The organism is Sorangium sp. So ce204 (assembly GCF_051526795.1).
Lineage (GTDB): Bacteria > Myxococcota_A > Polyangia > Polyangiales > Polyangiaceae > Sorangium > Sorangium cellulosum_B.
In genome coordinates this window covers 4,758,712-4,774,581 of record NZ_CP150317.1, presented here as the reverse complement: position 1 = coordinate 4,774,581, position 15,870 = coordinate 4,758,712, and the positions used below count along the sequence as shown (strand labels likewise).

The 15,870-nt window shown below is 73.2% G+C and carries 11 protein-coding genes; 7 read left to right on the top strand and 4 right to left on the bottom strand.

What is annotated here, in order from left to right; all coding sequences use genetic code 11:
• Nucleotides 1-150: 150 nt before the first annotated feature.
• Entirely contained in the window at nucleotides 151-366 is a 216-nt protein-coding gene (locus WMF22_RS17550) for a hypothetical protein (protein ID WP_438036442.1), read from the bottom strand.
• 1 nt (nucleotide 367) lies between these two features.
• Between WMF22_RS17550 and WMF22_RS17545 the strand changes: the two genes are divergently transcribed.
• A complete protein-coding gene (locus tag WMF22_RS17545; RefSeq protein ID WP_438036441.1) occupies nucleotides 368-1,807 on the top strand; it encodes a glycosyl hydrolase family 8 in 1,440 nt (479 codons plus the stop codon).
• Between the two features lie 287 nt (nucleotides 1,808-2,094).
• Here the strand turns inward: WMF22_RS17545 and WMF22_RS17540 are convergent, their stop codons facing one another.
• From WMF22_RS17540 to WMF22_RS17530, 3 genes are all read right to left on the bottom strand, one after another.
• Complete coding sequence (locus WMF22_RS17540; RefSeq protein ID WP_438036440.1) at nucleotides 2,095-3,414, bottom strand: hypothetical protein; 1,320 nt, start codon at nucleotides 3,412-3,414, stop codon at nucleotides 2,095-2,097.
• 61 nt (nucleotides 3,415-3,475) lie between these two features.
• On the bottom strand, nucleotides 3,476-8,263 hold the full coding sequence (locus WMF22_RS17535; protein ID WP_438036439.1) for a sigma 54-interacting transcriptional regulator: 4,788 nt from the start codon (nucleotides 8,261-8,263) through the stop codon (nucleotides 3,476-3,478).
• 10 nt (nucleotides 8,264-8,273) lie between these two features.
• A complete protein-coding gene (locus WMF22_RS17530; RefSeq protein ID WP_438036438.1) occupies nucleotides 8,274-9,728 on the bottom strand; it encodes a hypothetical protein in 1,455 nt (484 codons plus the stop codon).
• Nucleotides 9,729-9,932: 204 nt separating this feature from the next.
• Between WMF22_RS17530 and WMF22_RS17525 the strand changes: the two genes are divergently transcribed.
• The 6 genes from WMF22_RS17525 (at nucleotide 9,933) to WMF22_RS17500 (ending at nucleotide 15,804) form a co-directional block, all read left to right on the top strand.
• Nucleotides 9,933-10,706 (top strand): MBL fold metallo-hydrolase, encoded by a 774-nt coding sequence (locus tag WMF22_RS17525; protein ID WP_437300196.1) that lies wholly within the window; start codon nucleotides 9,933-9,935, stop codon nucleotides 10,704-10,706.
• 205 nt (nucleotides 10,707-10,911) lie between these two features.
• On the top strand, nucleotides 10,912-11,850 hold the full coding sequence (locus WMF22_RS17520; RefSeq protein WP_438036437.1) for a hypothetical protein: 939 nt from the start codon (nucleotides 10,912-10,914) through the stop codon (nucleotides 11,848-11,850).
• A 141-nt stretch (nucleotides 11,851-11,991) separates the two neighbouring features.
• Complete coding sequence (locus WMF22_RS17515) at nucleotides 11,992-12,600, top strand: TetR/AcrR family transcriptional regulator (RefSeq protein WP_438036436.1); 609 nt, start codon at nucleotides 11,992-11,994, stop codon at nucleotides 12,598-12,600.
• A gap of 31 nt (nucleotides 12,601-12,631) precedes the next feature.
• The gene (locus tag WMF22_RS17510; protein WP_438036435.1) at nucleotides 12,632-13,624 is read left to right on the top strand and encodes an alpha/beta fold hydrolase; all 993 of its coding nucleotides are present in this window, start codon (nucleotides 12,632-12,634) and stop codon (nucleotides 13,622-13,624) included.
• Between the two features lie 249 nt (nucleotides 13,625-13,873).
• Nucleotides 13,874-14,752: an MbnP family protein gene (locus tag WMF22_RS17505; protein WP_438036434.1), complete on the top strand. Its 879-nt coding sequence runs from the start codon at nucleotides 13,874-13,876 to the stop codon at nucleotides 14,750-14,752.
• Complete coding sequence (locus WMF22_RS17500; protein ID WP_438036433.1) at nucleotides 14,749-15,804, top strand: cytochrome-c peroxidase; 1,056 nt, start codon at nucleotides 14,749-14,751, stop codon at nucleotides 15,802-15,804. The genes WMF22_RS17505 and WMF22_RS17500 overlap by 4 nt, the downstream gene beginning before the upstream one ends.
• Nucleotides 15,805-15,870: the final 66 nt, after the last annotated feature.

Sequence of the window (15,870 nt, the reverse complement as noted above, 5' to 3'; positions counted from 1 at the left end):
CGAGCGGCGCCGATTCAGGGCGTGTGAACGTCAACCACGTCGACCGCGTCGCCCGTGAGCGAGCAGCGCTGTGGCGTGAAGACGGTGCCCTTCGACGCATGAAAAGATGCTGAGATCACGCGACTTTTCCAGAAGGGCCGGATCGCGTTGTCACGGTGTCCTCTCCCCCCGAGGCAGGCCCGGCAGTTGGGACTTGACGCCTCCGAGCGGTTGGATTTCCTTCTCGCCCAGCAGCGTCATCACGTGGACGTCGCCAGCGATGTTCACGCCGAGCGCGTCCTCAGAGGATGCGAGCTCGAACACGAGGATAGCGATGAACTTGCGAATGCTAACGTCTCCCGTCGCATCGGCATGGTTTGCGGTCACGGTGATCGCCTGCGCGCCCACCAACCAAGGCACCCAGGTCGGCGCGCCCGATCCGGCGAGCTCCACGAACCCGGCCGGCAGCGCCGCTCCGGCCAGCACCGCGACCCCGAGCGGCGCGGCCCAGACGCCCGCCCCGGCGGAGCCCGCGCCCCTCGGTCCGCCGCTCAAGCCCGCTGCCCAGGGAGCGTTCGCCACGGGGGAGTACCGCAACCTGTTCGCCGAGCTCGGGCACAAGCCCGCCGAGATCGACGCGAAGATCGCGAAGGCCTACGAGCAGCTGTTCCACGGCGATCCCAAGGAGCAGGCCGTCCTGTTCCCCGCGGGAAAGAACGCGAACGGCCCCAAGGCGTACATCAAGGACATCGGCAACGACGACGTCCGCTCCGAGGGGATGTCGTACGGCATGATGATCGCCGTGCAGGTCGATCGCAAAGACGACTTCGACGCCCTGTGGAACTGGGCCAAGTCCCACATGTACCGCGCGGATCCGAAGCACCCCGGCTTCGGCTATTTCTCGTGGCAGATGCGCCCGGACGGCACGGCCATGGATGAGAATCCGGCCCCGGACGCGGAGGAGTATTTCGCCACGGCGCTGCTGTTCGCGTCCAACCGCTGGGGGAACGGCAAGGGGATCTACGATTACAAGAAGGAAGCCTTCGCCATCCTCGACGCGATGAAGAACCGGAAGCCGATCACCGGGCCGGTCAACAAGGACAAGCGCAAGACGACGCTGCACTCGCTCTTCAACACCGAGCACAAGATGGTGCGGTTCACGCCCGACGCGGACAACTTCGCGAAGAACGGCGATCACACCGATCCGTCGTATCACCTGCCGGCGTTCTACGACCTCTGGGCGGCCTGGGGCCCCGAGGCGGATCGCGCGTTCTGGGCCGAGGCGGCCAAGGTGAGCCGCGATTACTTCGTCAAGGTGACCCATCCGAAGACCGGGCTCGCTCCGGATTACGCCAACTTCGACGGCACCCCCAAGGCTGCCTCCTGGGACGCGGGGACCGCCAACTTCCGCCAGGACGCGTTCCGCACGGCGATGAACTGGTCGGTGGACGCGGCGTGGTGGGCGAAGGATCCGCGGCAGACCGAGCTGAGCGATCGCCTCCTCGCGTTCTTCGAGGCGCAGGGCCCCAAGTACAAGGGCAACTTCACCCTCGAGGGCAAGCCCATCGTCGACTACGACTCGCTCGGGCTCGTGGCGGCGAACGCCGTCGCGGCGCTGGCCGCCACCCATCCGCGGGCCTGGCGCTTCGTCGAAGAGCTGTACCAGCGCGAGGCGCCCACCGGCAAGTGGCGGTATTACGACGGCATGCTGTACACGATGTCGCTGCTGCACCTGAGCGGGAAGTTCCGCGTCATCACGCCGCAGGCGCAGGCCGCGGCGCCTGCTGCTGCCGCGAAGGCGCCGGCTGCCGCTGCCGCGAAGAAGTAGCTCGGCAGGCGTGGGGGCGCTCGGGATCACGCCGGTGATCGCGGGCGCCCGACGCCGACTCCCCTCGCAAGGCATGGCCCGCCGGGAGGTGGCGTTCCAGGACCTGCGCCGCGTCGCAGCGGGCCAGGAATAACGATCACGCTGTTCAAGCGAGAAATGAACCGCCAAGACACCAAGGACGCCAAGATAAGATTCTCTTCTTGGCGCTCTTGGCGCCTTGGCGGTTCGAAATTCCGCGCTTTTCAGGCAAATTCAGCCCGTTTGTCGCTCTAGCCTGCGCCCCCGGATCACCGGGCGACGCCGCGGAGCTCCAGCTCGCCTCCCGGCGAGCGCGCCGCGATCACGGTGATCGTCGCGGAAGCCGACGGCCCGAACAGCTCGGACGCCGAGAGCCCGGGGACCTCGGCCGCCGGCGCCGAGAGATCGGTCGGCCTCCGCCGCAAGGACGCGTCGCCGTCCGCGGGCCGCTCCACCCACTCGATGAGCTCGCCGCGGACCTCGGGGAGCACGTACGGCCGGCCCGATTGCTCGATGCTCGCGGCCAGGGCGTCACCGTCCGCAGGAGCGGTGATGTCCCCGATCCGCAGATCGAACTGCTCGAACTTGGGCTCCGGATGAGACGGCGCCCATTCGAGATAGGCCACCACCCTCTCTCCGGCGCCGAGCATCGGGAAGGACTGCTTGCCTTCCCGGGATCGCGGGATAGCGCGCCTCGTGCGCCGATCATAGACAACGATGTCCGCGAGATCGCGCGCGTCCTCGTCGAAGCGGCCGTCGGGATCCTCGGAGAAATCAGCGAAGGCGACGTGCGTCGCCGAGATGTCCGGGAAACGCTGCTGCCCCGGGCCGGACGCTATCTGGACCGCCTCCCCCTGGCCGATCTCGTACAGGAAGACGTCCGTGTCGCCGCTCTCGTCCGCGGTCAGCCAGCCCGTCAGCACCACGGCGTCTCCCTCCACGCGCGGCTCGCCCGCGTGATCGAACGGGCCGCGGATCGTCTGCGTCTGGCCACCCCGGCGCACGCGCACGACGCGTGTTCCATCGTCCGTCGCCTCCCAGACCACGACGTCGCCGGCGAGCGCAGGCCGGCGCGGCGCCTCGGCGGCCGGCGCGAGGAGGAGCTCCTCGCCCGTACCGAGATCACGCAGCCTCAGGGCGCCGCTCGCGTCGCCAGCCTCGCGCGGCGCGACGTAGGCCAGCAAGCAGCCGTCGATCGCGTAGGGGGGAGCTCCGGGCGCCTGCCGGGCGCCTGTGTCGACGCTCGACGCGAAGACGGCGACGCCGTCGGCCGCGGAGGCGTCGCACGCGGCGGGCGACGGCAGCGCGGCGGGGGCGCCGCCTCCGCCGTCCGGCGGGAGCGCCGGCGATCCGTCGACGACCGCAGGCGGCTCGCCGACCACCGCCCGCGATTCGTCGACGGCCGCGGGCGCGCAGCCCGCGACGAGCAGCGCGAGCGCGAACCGCCCGCTCCATCCACGGCGAGCGCTCGGTCCTCGATGGCCGGGGCGCGGGGAGTTCGGAAAGACCGTTTCTCCTGCCGCGCGGCCCTGCCAGTGCTCCTCGTCGAGCCTCGTTGTGTTCAGTGCTCCGGAACCGCTGCCCTTCATAAAGAGTCCTCCGATGCTGCGTTTGATTGCCTCTCTGTCGGCGGCGCCTTCACGAGGGGATTCACTCCGCTTTCCTCTGCGATCCGGAGGGGGCGCGCATGCCGAGGCGCGCCATGCGCTTCTTCAGGCCGTGGCGCGTGATGCCGAGGCGCTCGGCCGCGCGGCTGATGTTCCCGCCGGTCTCCGCGAGCGCGCGCCGGATCGGCTCGCGCTCGTCGTCCTCGGCCAGCACGTGGCGCGCCTCGCCCGGGTTTGCCCGCCCCGCGGCCGGCGCCGGGGCGGGTCCGGCCATCGGCGGCCGGGCCGGCGACGCGGGGCGCTCGGCGGCGTCGGGCGTCCGTCGCGCGCTCGCCCGCAGCGCGCTCGCCCGCGGCGCGCTCGCCCGCAGCGCGCTCGCCCGCATCCCCCGCGGGAGGTGCTCCAGCTCGACGCGGCGCACGCCCAGCGCGGCCAGACGCTGGACCAGGTGCGCGAGCTCCCGCACGTTGCCGGGCCACGCGTAGGCATCGAGCGCCGCGAGCGCGCGCGGCGCGATCTCGATGGAGGCGCCCGTCCGAGCCAGGTACCCGGCGAGCAGCAGCGGCACGTCGCCCTCCCGGTCGCGGAGCGGCGGCAGGTGGATCTCGATGGCGTTCACCCGGAAGAGCAGGTCCTGCCGGAACACCCGCTCGGCGACCGCCTGCGCGAGATCCCGGTTCGTGGCCGCGACGATCCGCACGTCGAACGGCCGCTCGTCGTCGCTGCCCACCGGGCGGTAGCGCCGTGACTCCAGCGCCCGCAGCAGCGCCGCCTGCCGCGCGAGCGGCAGCTCCCCCAGCTCGTCGAGGAAGAGCGTGCCGCCCTCGGCCCGGGCGAGCAGGCCGGAGCGCGCGCGCTCGGCCCCCGTGAACGAGGCCCGCGCGTGGCCGAAGAGCTCCGCCTCGAAGAGCGCGTCGGGTACGGCGCCGCAGTTGACGGCGACGAGCTCGCGCGAGCGGCGCGGGCCGAGATCGTGGAGCGCGCGGGCGAAGAGCTCCTTGCCCGTGCCGGTCTCGCCCATGAGGAGCACGGGCAGATCGCTGTCGATGGCCGGGTCGAGGCGCGCGAGCGCCCGGCCCAGCGCGGCGCTCTGGCCGAGGATGTCGGGGAAGCTCCTCCGCGGCTGGGCCGCGGGCACGACGGTCGTGTCGGCGCGCCGGAGATCGGGCGCGGGCTCCGCGAGCGAGGCGAGGCAGGGAGGCGCCGGGCCCTCGCGGCGGGGCTCTTCCGGGGCGCCGGGACGGGTGAAGAGCCGCAGATCTTCCGGCGCTCCGGGGCCGGCGAAGAGCCGCAGGAAGAGCCCCGCGAGCGACGCCCAGCGAGCGGCCCGCGCCTCCGTGACGGCGTCGAAGCACGCCGGGCGGAACCGGTGCTCGACGACGATGAGCGCGCGCGGAGGCCCGGGGAACGCAGGACCTGGCGAGGCCGCGCTCGGCGCCAGGGCGCGCGCGCCCATCGAGGCGTGGTCCGCGCCGGCGCGCAGCACGAGCCGCGAGCCGCGGCCGCCCGGCGTCTCCACGTCGCGCTGGTAGTGGACGGGCGCCGCCTGGCTCAGCGCGAGCTGCGCCAGGTCGGGCGCGACGCGCCGCGCCGCCTCGGCGATCTCCAGCCCGTCGAGGTCGGCGCCCCACGCCGCGACCACCCGTCCCTGCTCGTCGACCACGGCGAGCAACGCGCGCTCGGCCCCCGACTGCTGCACGAGGGCGCGCGCGAGCCCGACGGCGGCCTCCGCGGCGCCGTCCGCGGTCGCCACCGACGCGAGCCACGCCCAGAGCGCGCCGTCCTCTCCGCTCGCCGCCGCCGCCGTCATGCCTGGGCCAGCATACGCGCCGCCCGCCGCAGGTGCGCCCTGCGCCGCGGACGGTGCGCCCTGCGCGCCGCCCCGCGCCATCGCCGCGGCCGGCGCCCGCCGTGCGCCCCGCGCCGAGCGCAGCACGTCGAGCGCCTGCGCCTCCACCTCCGCGAGCATCGCCGCGCGCGCACGCCGCGCGGCCCGGATCGCCCCCCGCGCCGCCCGCCGGGGCTCCGCCGGCAGCCTGGTGAGGTACGCCTGCGCCTCCGCCACCTGGGCCCGCGCATCCACCAGCGGATCGTTCGCCCGCACGCCCGGGTCCAGCGCCGCGAGCGCCGCGAGCGCCCGCCGCCCGTCGCCGTCGAGCAACGCGACGTTCGCCCGCGCGATCACCAGATCGGCCTGGATCGCCGCAGGGAGCGACGCCGCGAGCGCCCACGCCTCCTCGATGCAGCGCTCCGCCGCGCGCGCGTCGCCGCGGCGCACCTCGATGTCCGCGCGCGCCGACAGGCACCAGCCGCGCCCCGCCACCTGCCCCAGCGACCGCGCGAGCCGCATCGCCTCGTCGAGCGCGCCGAACGCCTCCTCGTAGCGCGACGCCTTCCCGAGCGCGATCCCGAGGTTCATCAGGCACGAGCGCATGCCGGCGCGGTCCCCGAGGGTCCGCTTGACCGCGAGCGACGCCTCGAACGTCCGCACCGCGCCGTCCACCTGGCCGCGGTACAGGGCGACGATGCCCGCGTTGTGGTGGAGCCGCGCCACCTCTTCCACGTCGTCCACGCGCTCGCCTTCCACGTCGTCCACGCGCTCGGCCGCCGAGGGCAGCTTCGCCTGCGCCCCCGCGAGCCACGCCTCCGCCTCGCCCCAGTCGGCGCGCATCAGCGCCACGAGCCCCAGCGTCGACAGCGCGAACGCCTCGGCCGCCCCGCCGCCGAGCCGCCGCGCCGCCGCGAGCGCCGCCAGCGCGTGCTCCTTCGCCGCCGTCGCGTCGCCATCCCGCGCGCGCTTCTCCGCGCGCCGCCGCAGCGCGAGCACGAGCACCCGCTCGTCGCGCTGCGCCGCCTCGTCGAGCCACGCCACGACCTGCGGGTGCGCCGCGCCCACGCCCGCGTCGCGCGTCAGCCGCTCGAGCCTGCAGAGGAGCGCCGGGGTCCTCCGGTCCGCGTCCTCGCCGAGCGCGAGCAGCGCCTCGATCTCCTCCGACCGCAGCCCGGCCTCGCGCGCCTGCGCCGCGGCCCGCTCGTGGAGCTGCGCGCGCCGGGCTCTCGTGCACGGCGCCGCCGCCGCCGAGAGGAGCGCCGACGCAGGCGCGCCGGGATCCGCGAGCAGCGCCGCGGCGACCTCCTCGGCGATCTCCGGCGTGGCGAGCGCCGCGGCGAGATCCCTCGCGAGGGCCGGAGCGGACAGCGTGGTGAGCGCGCCGGCCGCCGCCTCCCGCCGCGCGATCAGCGCGCCCGCGAGCAGCTCGCCGAGGGCTCGCTCGCCGGAGGCGCGCGGCGGCCCGCCGCCCCGCGCGTCCGCCCGGCCGCCGCGCCCGAACCCGAGAGCGCAGCGCGCCTCGGGCAGGGCGCCGCCCGCGATCGCGATCGCGGCGAGCGTCGCGCAGGCGCCGGCCGACAGCCCGCGCACGCGCTCGATCGCCGTGTCCTTCGTGAGCGGCACGCGGCCGAGCGACGCGAAGAGCCACCCCGGGTTCTTCCCCGACGCCACGGCGGCCTCGCGCACGCTCGCCTCGTCGTCCACGCCGAGCGCGCGGCACAGCGCGCCGAAGCTCGCGTCGCCGAGCGGCCCGAGCGCCACGCACGCCGCGCCCTCGGGCGCGCTCCGGGCCGTCGCGACCACCTCGATCGCCGCGCCGCCGGGCGCCGCCGGCCGGCACCGGTACGCGTCGAGCGCGGCGCGGAGCTCGGCCGGGGCCTGGTCCAGGTCGTCCAGCAAGAGCAGGAGCGGGGGCCCGTCGCCGGGCGGCGTCACGAACGGCGGCGATCGCTCGGCGCCCCGGAAGAACGCGATGAGCCGCAGCAGGAGCGGGTCGGCCTCGCGCGGGAACGCCACGTAACGGGCGCTCCGCCCGGCGAGCAGCGCCCGCGTCACGAGCTCGCGGCCGAGGTGGCTCTTGCCGGCGCCGCTCGGCCCCGTGACGTAGCGCACGCGGCCCGACAGTGACGGCGCCTGCTGCAGCGCCTCGAGCTCGCGCTCCCGCCCGATGGGCGCGGGCGGCGCCCCCACGGCGATGCCCGCCTCCGCGGCCGCGACGCCGAGCTGCCGGAGCACCTCGCGGGCCTCGGCAGGGCGGTCTCGCGGGTGCAGCGCGAGCAGCGCCTCGACCACCTCGGCCACGCTCGGCTGAACCCACGGTGCGGCGTCGCGCAGCGGGCGCCGCGCGCGAAAGGGCCCGGGCGGGCGGCCCGCGGCCGAGCACCACGCGAGCGCCCCCAGGCTGTAGAGGTCGGACGCGGCCGACGGCGCGCCCCCGGCGAGCAGCTCGGGCGCGGCGAACGCCGAGGTGAACGCGACGGCGCCGCCCGGCGCGCGCGCCCTCGACACCGCCGCTCCGAGGTCGAGGAGCACGGCCTCGGCGCCGCCCCCGCCGAGGGGCCGCATCCGGACGTGCGCCGGCTTGAGATCGCTGTGCACGAACCCCGCGTCGTGCAGGGCGGCGAGCGTCCTCGCGACGCCGGCGAGCACGCCCGCGAGCCGCGCCGGGCGTTCGCCGGCCGGGGCCCCCTGCACCCACGCCGCGGCGTCGTCGCCGGCCACGTACTCCTCGACGAGGAAGGGCGCTCCCGTCCGCTCATCCCGCCCGAGATCGTGCGCCCGCACCACGCCGGGGACGCGCAGGCGCGCGAGCAGCGCGAACTCGCCGAGCAGGGTGTCCTCGCGGAAGGCGCCCTGACGGAACACCTTCGCGACGAGCTCGCGCCCCCGCGCCTCGTGGTCGATCACGCGCCCCACGACGCCCTGCGCCCCCTGCCCGAGGATCTCGCCGGGCTCGTACCGAGCATGGGCCACGAAGGGCTCGCGCCGCGGGGCGTGCATGGCCGAGAGGTTACTCGCGCGCGGCGCTCGCCGTCGCTCCGGCGGCGATGCGGGCGAGCAGGGGCTCGCCGTACGCGGGCGCGCCGAGGAGCGCGAGCGCGCGGCGGAGGCGCGGCTCGGCGAAGCGCCCGAGATCGTCGAAGTGGCGCTCGGCGTCGCCGGCGAGGGACGGGTCCGCGAGCCGCCGCGCCGCGCCGACGTCCGCTGCCTCCATCTCGGGCGAGAGCACCTCGACGCGGAGCATCATGACGCGCACGACATCGGCGGGCGTGGGATCGATGGTGATCGGGATCGAGGCGTCGGTCCACGCCTCCGGAGCGAGGTAGAGCACCCGGACGCCGGGCGTCCGGAACCACTGGCGCTTCCAGGTGTTCACCATGGCGACGGCCTCGTCGTGGTACAGGCCTGTCGCGTCGAGGGCGTCGATCATGCTCGCGCCGAGCGTCTCGACGAACTCGTCGAGCGGCGGCGCTCCCTCGAGCGAGGGGGCGCGCTCGACGAGCGTGTCGCCCGTGGTGATGCCCTGGGGGTGCGCGACGAACGCCCCCGCCGAGGCGCCGACGTTGAGGACGAAGACGGCGCCGATCGCCTCGTCGAGGGTATTCTCGGCGGAGATCGCCCCGCCGGTGCCGGCCGTCACGCGGACGGGCAGGTCGAAGTTGCCGAGCCCTCGATAGAACAGGAAGCGCTCGTGCTGGGGCGTCTCTATCGAGCCGGGCACGCCGGTGACGCGGAGCGGGTTGGCGCCGACCTGGCGCGCGTGAGCCCACGTGAACCGATCGAGCGGCGCCTCGGGCAGAGGGACGGCGCTGTCGCGCCCGAGGATCTCGAACGTACTCCACTGGAGGAGGCCGTTCGCGTTCGGGCCGTACATCTCCGAGCACATCGACGAGCGGAAGGGGAACTCGGGGTCGAACACCGGGTCCGCGTACGTCGTCACGCCAGCAACGGTGTTGGGCGCGATGATGGGCGGGTAGAACTCGCGGACGGCGGGGTACCACTGCGTGAAGATCCCTTTGCGGAACGCTATCTGGACGTGCGCGGTGAGCGGCTCCTCCGCGTAGAAGTAAGTGACCGGCGTCTCCATCTTCACGTTGGCGCTCGTCGAGATCGAGCCAGCGAGCGTGCCGGCTCCGAGCCGGTCATAAACGAAGGCGGGGAGGTCCTCCTCTTCGTGGTGCAGCCCCGTTTGAAGCGAGCCGTCGGAGCCGACGACCACGGTGTCGGTGCCCCATTCGTGGACGATGAAGCCCTTGCCGGGGTACGCGAGATCCGGCGCCGAAGGCACAGCGGGCGCGGCCTGCTGGCCGGGGGGAGCGCCCTCGTGAGGCGCTGGACCGGGCGGATCGGCCGGCGCGTCGCCGGTCGAGCTGCCGCCGTCCGACGTCGTCACGGAGCATGCGGCGATCAGGGTGGCGAGGAGGACGGGAAGCGTGAGGCGGTGGGATGTCGGTTCGGTTACCATGGTAAGGTCTCCTTCCAGCCCCTGAAGCAGCTCTCGGGCCATCACGCCAAAACATTGAATTTCAATGGATTGTGCGCATCGCACCGGGACGGTTACCAGGGGACGTGGTAACCGGAACGGCGGGGTGACCAGGAGCTGGTAACCGTGGACGATCGGCCGAGCGAGGAGCGCTCCAGCGAGGTCCCGGAGTGATAAGTGAAACGCATGGCCACTTTGCCGATCGCCGACCGCTGGTTCGAGATCACGCGCGTCAGCGATGACATCACGCGGCTGATCGAGCCGCACGTGGTGCCGCTGATGCGCTGCAACATCTGGCATGTGCGCGGTCGCGATCGCGACCTGATGATCGACACGGGGTTGGGCATCGTCAGCCTGCGGGAGGCCATGAAGCACCTGATCGACAAGCCGGTGACGGCGGTCGCGACCCACACCCACACCGATCATGTGGGCAGCCACCATGAGTTCGAGCACACCTTGGTGCACGCTCTCGAGGCGGAGAACCTGCGCTCACCGACCGACCGCGGCACCTTGCTGGCCTCGGCGATGGGCGCCGCGACAATCCGCGCGCTGGGCGACGCTGGCTATCCGATCGAGAGCGATTTGATCACCGCCCTGCCCTACGCGGAGTACGACATGGCAAGCTACGCCCTGCGTGACGCGCCGGTCACGGAGGTCGTCGCCGAAGGCGACGTCGTGGATCTCGGCGACCGTCACTTCGAGGTGCTGCACCTGCCCGGTCACTCGCCGGGCAGCATCGGTCTGTGGGAGGCGGCGACCGGAACCTTGTTCCCGGGGGATGCGATCTATGACGGGCCGCTGCTGGATGAGCTCGAGGGCGCGGACATTCCCGCCTACGTCCGCACCATGAAGCGGTTGCGGGAGCTCCCAGTGCAGATCGTGCATGCAGGCCACGACCCCAGCTTCGGCCGGGCACGGCTGATCGAGCTGGTCGATGCCTACCTGGCGAAGCGCGCCTAGCGTGCGCCGGCAATGCAGGCGATCGTCGAGGAGACCGGCTCGCCGCCAGCCGAGGCGGTGATCGGCGCCGCGGCCCGCGCCCGCTCATGGTATGCTCGCGTCGAACGCGACGAACCGATCGGCGGGCAGCCTCAATCGGGCCTGCCGGCGGCGGCCGCACGGGCGCGCGCGGCGGTCCGCTTGCCGGCCGGGCGAAGAGGCGCTGATGCTTATCAATCAATCGACTCGTCGTATCCTCTCGCTGCTCATCCTCTCCTCGGCCGTGGGATGTGTTCAAGAACGCCCGCCGGGCCGCGTGGTTTATATGGGCGGCCCCAACGCCGGTGGGAGCGCCGGGACGTCTGCGCCGAAGGAGGCGCCGGAGCCCTACGCGCCTCCGGCCCTGCCGGTCATCCCGGTCATGATCGATCCGGGCGGCGCGCACGGGTTTCGATGCGCGGTGAGGCTCCGCCTGGACCTCTCGCCGGTCGCCGGCGAGCGGCGGCTGCTCCGCGTGGTGGCCGAGAACGCGACCGGGCAGCCGCTCGCGCTCGAGCTGCCCGACCGATGCCCAAACGGGCTCGTCGAGCTCGAGGGGCTCGGGCCGGGCTACGACTATTATGGGACGTGCAACGCGGGGCCGTGCCCGGGCGTGAGCTCGGCGCGTCGTATCGAGCTTGGCCCCGGCGAGGCGCGGCCGATCGCGGAAGCGATGATCGCGCTCCGAGGCGCGCCTCCGTGCACCTCGGCGCTGCCGCCAGGCCAGCACGTGGTGCGCGCCGGCGTGCGCACCGCGAACGTGCCCATCTGCACCGCGGAGGCCGTCCTCGATGTGCCTGGGGCTGCGCGCCCTCAGTCGCCGCCGAGCCCCCCGCCGCCCTCCGTCCCCTCGCAGAGCACGCCCCCGTCGAGCGACCCTTATGCTTGCGGGAGCTCCACCGACTGCGTGCTGTCGTGCCCGGAGCCCGCGGGTTGTTGCGGGTGGCCGTGCGGGTGCCAGCACGCAATCCACCGCGATCATCGCGCCGGGTTCGAGGCGAATTTCGAGAAGACCTGCACGCGCCCGCCGCGCTGCCCGGTCGTCGGCTGCGCCTTCGAGCACGCCGTGGGCGCGACGTGCAGGAACGGTCGGTGCGTGGCGACGACCACGCTCGGAGGGCTCTGATCGGGCGGGCGCCCCTCGCGGGGATCAAGCGCTGCATGAACGGCCGTCGGCCCCAACCTCGGTCGGCTGCCCCGTCGGCCCCAACCTCGGTCGGCTGCCCCGTCGCTTGACAAAATCGAACGGTCGTTCTATCCAGTCGAGGTGGCGAAAGGTGAAGATACCCGGCAGGCCATCCTGGCCGAGGCGCTGGCGCTGGCGAGCGAGGTCGGGCTCTCGGGCGTGACCGTCGGCGCCCTGGCCGAGCGCGTGAAGATGTCGAAGAGCGGCCTCTTCGCGCACTTCAGCTCCAAGGAGAACCTGGACGTCGCCATCCTCGAAGAGGCCAGGCGCCGCTTCGTCGACCTCGTGGTCGCGCCCGCGCTGCGCGAGCCGCGCGGTGAGCCGCGCGTGCGCGCGCTCATCGATCGGTGGTTCGATTGGACAGAGCAGGACTTCATGCCAGGCGGCTGCGTCTTCCATGCCGCCGCGGCCGAGCTGGACGACAAGCCCGGTCCGGCGCGCGACGCGCTCGTCGCGTCGCAGAAAGACTGGTTGGCCACGCTCGCCACCGCCGCGCGCATCGCCGTCGAAGAGGGCCACTTCCGCTCGGACCTCGACCTTTCGCAGTTCGCCTTCGAGGTCTATGCCATCGCGTCCGGCTCTCACGCGCTCGGCCGCTTGATGCCCGACAAGGCGTCGGCGCGCCGGGCCCGCGCCGCCTTCGAGAGGCTCGTGACCGACGCCCGGCGTCCGCCCCGCCGCGCTGCCTGATCCGTCTCGCAATCCCCCGAGGAGGTCCCCCATGCAGGAAGCCCATCAGGTCCATTCGTCGCCCAATAATAGAACGATCGTTCGTACTGATCCGCGGCAGGTCCTCCTGCGCGGTGGGATCCGGTTCGGGTTCAAGCTCCTCAACAAGGCCGCGCCGGATCTGGCCTCCCTGGCGGCCGAACGGCTGTTCCGCTCTCCGCGCCGGCACGCGCGCCCGGCCTGGGAGGAGGAGATCCTCGCCGGCGCGGCGCGCTTCTCGCTGCCGTGGGGCGCGGAGGCGCTTCCCGCGTGGTCGTGGGGGCACGGGCCGACCGTGCTGCTCGTGCACGGCTGGGAGGGGCGCGGGAGCCAGCTCGGCGCGTTCGTGAGGCCGCTCGTGGAGCTGGGCTTTCGCGTGGTGGCGTTCGACGCGCCGGGGCACGGCGATGGGCCGAGCCGGTCGGCCACGCTCGTGGAGCTGGCCCGCGCGGTCACCGTCGCGATGGACGAGGTCGGGCCCGTCCACGCCATCGTCGCGCACTCGATCGGGTGCGCCGCGACGACGTATGCGCTGTCCCGCGCGGCGTCCGTCCGGCCCGCGGGCGCTCCGGCGCCGAGGCTCGTGTTCATCGCGCCGCCGATCAGCGCGGTCCGCTACACCCAGCATTTCGCGAAGCTCCTCGGCATCGACGAGGCCGTCCGGCGCCGCATGGTCGCCCGCCTCGAGGCGCGCTACGGCGTGCCGCTCGCGGACCTCGACGCGCTCTCTGCGGCCCCGCGGATGAACGCGCCGCTGTTCGTCGTGCACGACCGCGACGATCGCGAGGTGTCGTTCGAGGCAGGCGCGGCGCTCGCCGATCGCTGGCCGGGCGCGCGGCTCATGTCGACCCGCGGCCTCGGCCACAGGCGCGTCCTGCGCGCGCCGGAGGTGATCGCCGAGGTGGTCGAGGTCGTGACCGGCACCCCGTGGCCGGTCCGGACAGGGCTCGAGGCGTTCGAGCTGGAGCGCGAGCTGTTCGAGCGCGACCGCCGGCGCGTGGTGTGACGCGGTCGCTGACAACGAGCGACTGCCATCCGCATGAGCCGTCCGGAATCTTTCGACCGCTCGTCACGCCATCGCTCGCGCCTTGATCGCGTCTCGCCCAGCAAGATCCCGGCGATACGTCCTCTGTTCCGGCCTGGTGCGTCATCGCGTACACTCGATCCCACGATGAAATCTCCTGGCTTGTTCCGGTTGATCGGGTTGCTCTTGGGCGCCGCGGCCGCTTGCGGCACGTCCTCGAATCAGCAGCCAATGGCGTCCGGGACCGGCGGAGCCGGCGGCAGCCAGCCCGACGGGTCCGGTGGAGCGAGCAGCACGGGCGGCGCGGGCGGCCAGGCCGAGGCCACCTGGCCGACCGGCTGCGCAGAGCAGCCGGCGTCCATCAGGACCGAGGGCACACTCGTCGAGCTCGCGTTCGAGCTCGTCCTCGGCGGCGAGCCGTTTGTGTTCGGCGAGCCGAACGTCGCGCCGGACGGCAGCACGGTCACGCCGCTCAACGTTCGCTTCTACGTCTCGCACGCGGCGCTGATCGGAGAGGACGGCGACCTCGTGCCCGTCGATATCGTCGGCCCGGACGGCGCCGCCACCCCTTACGGGGTCCACTTCTTCAACGCCGAGGACCCGGGCTCGGCCACGTTCCGGCTGCGCGCTCCGGCCGGCAGCTATGAAGGCGTCAGCTTCGTCTGGGGCTTGCACAAGGCCTGCAGCACCTCTCGGCCCGAAGCGAACGTCGCGCCTCTGTCGGAAGCCTCGCAGATGACGTGGCCGCACAGCGGTTACCTCTTCCTGCGCTACGAGGGCAGCGTGGCTCCGCCGGCCGAGGGCGAGGGTGGTTCCGACGATCCGGACGGAGAGACGGCCACGGTTCCGCCGGCGGTCCACATGGGAGGCAACCTGGTCGAGGATCTCGCGCCCAGGGTCGAGGTACGAGGCGCGCTGTCCGTGCCCGCGAGCGGCTCGACGGGCAAGGTCGTCCGGGTCGTCATGGACGAGGTCTTCGGGGGCGCCACGGCGGACGTCGACTTGACCGGGTTCGTCGCGCCGCCCGGGCCCGTGGGAGACGAGCTCCTTGCGGGTGAGCGCCTGCGGCGCGGCCTCCCCGACCTGACGGTGTTCGCGTTCGGTCCGTGACGCCGGGCTTCAACCGTGGCGGGGCCATCGGCCTGGCGGCGTTGCTCCTTGCGGGCGGATGCAGCGATGACGGGCCGGCGGCCCCTGGGGCCCCTGGACCTTTGCCGCCGCTCGTCACGGACGCCATCCCCGCCGGTTTTCCGGCGCGCACCGCGGCGGCCAGAGCGCCGGCCGACAACGCGCTCACCGAGCCGAGGGCCCAGCTCGGCAAGAGGCTCTTCTTCGACAAGCGCCTCTCTCGTACCGGCGAGGTAGCGTGCGCGAGCTGCCATCGCCAGGAGCATGCCTTCGCCGATCCGGACCCCGTCACCCGGGGGGTCGACGGCCGCCTGGGACAGCGGAACGCGCCCGCGCTGGTGAACCTGGCCTGGGGCGAGAGCTTCTTCTGGGATGGCCGCGCGGCCACCCTGGAAGAGCAGGTGGGGAAGCCCATCGAGAACCCCGACGAGATGGATCTACCGCTCGCCGAGGCCGTCGCTCGTGTCGCCGGTGATGACGTCTACGTGAAGGCGTTCGCGGATGCCTATGGCGGGCCTCCCGGGGAGGAGTCCTTGCGCAAGGCCATCGCCAGCTTCCTCCGTTCGATCGTCAGCGCCGACAGCCCTTACGACCGGCACCGGCGCGGGGACGACACGAGCTTCGGAGACGCCGAGCGCCGCGGCGAGGCGCTGTTCCTGACCGAGCGGGCTGACTGCTTCCATTGCCACCCGTCCGGAATGCTCACCAACGAAGGCTTCTTCAACAACGGCACGTACCTCGACGGCGGCGACGTCGGGCGGCAAGTGATCACCGGACGCACCGGAGACCTTGGCAAATTCAAGGTGCCCGCTTTGCGGAACATCGCGGCGAGCGCCCCCTATATGCACGACGGATCGCTGGCGACGCTGGAGGAGGTGGTCGACCATTACGATCGCGGCGGGCGAGGGCATTTCTCGACCGATCCGCAGATCGAGGAGCTGGGGCTCTCTCCGGACGAGAAGGCCGATCTGGTGGCGTTCCTGCGGTCGCTGACCGATGCCGCCTTCCTCGACGATCCGCGGTACCGCCCCTGAGCGGGCGTGATGTCGGCGCGCGTCGACATGTCCCTGAGCTCCGCCATCTGCTTGGGCGTGAGGGGA

Coding starts and splice junctions, on each gene's coding strand:
- WMF22_RS17540 (WP_438036440.1), bottom strand. CDS start 3,414: ATGAAGGGCAGCGGTTCCGGAGCACTGAACACAACGAGGCTCGACGAG.
- WMF22_RS17535 (WP_438036439.1), bottom strand. CDS start 8,263: ATGCACGCCCCGCGGCGCGAGCCCTTCGTGGCCCATGCTCGGTACGAG.
- WMF22_RS17530 (WP_438036438.1), bottom strand. CDS start 9,728: ATGGTAACCGAACCGACATCCCACCGCCTCACGCTTCCCGTCCTCCTC.
- WMF22_RS17525 (WP_437300196.1), top strand. CDS start 9,933: ATGGCCACTTTGCCGATCGCCGACCGCTGGTTCGAGATCACGCGCGTC.
- WMF22_RS17520 (WP_438036437.1), top strand. CDS start 10,912: ATGCTTATCAATCAATCGACTCGTCGTATCCTCTCGCTGCTCATCCTC.
- WMF22_RS17510 (WP_438036435.1), top strand. CDS start 12,632: ATGCAGGAAGCCCATCAGGTCCATTCGTCGCCCAATAATAGAACGATC.
- WMF22_RS17505 (WP_438036434.1), top strand. CDS start 13,874: ATGGCGTCCGGGACCGGCGGAGCCGGCGGCAGCCAGCCCGACGGGTCC.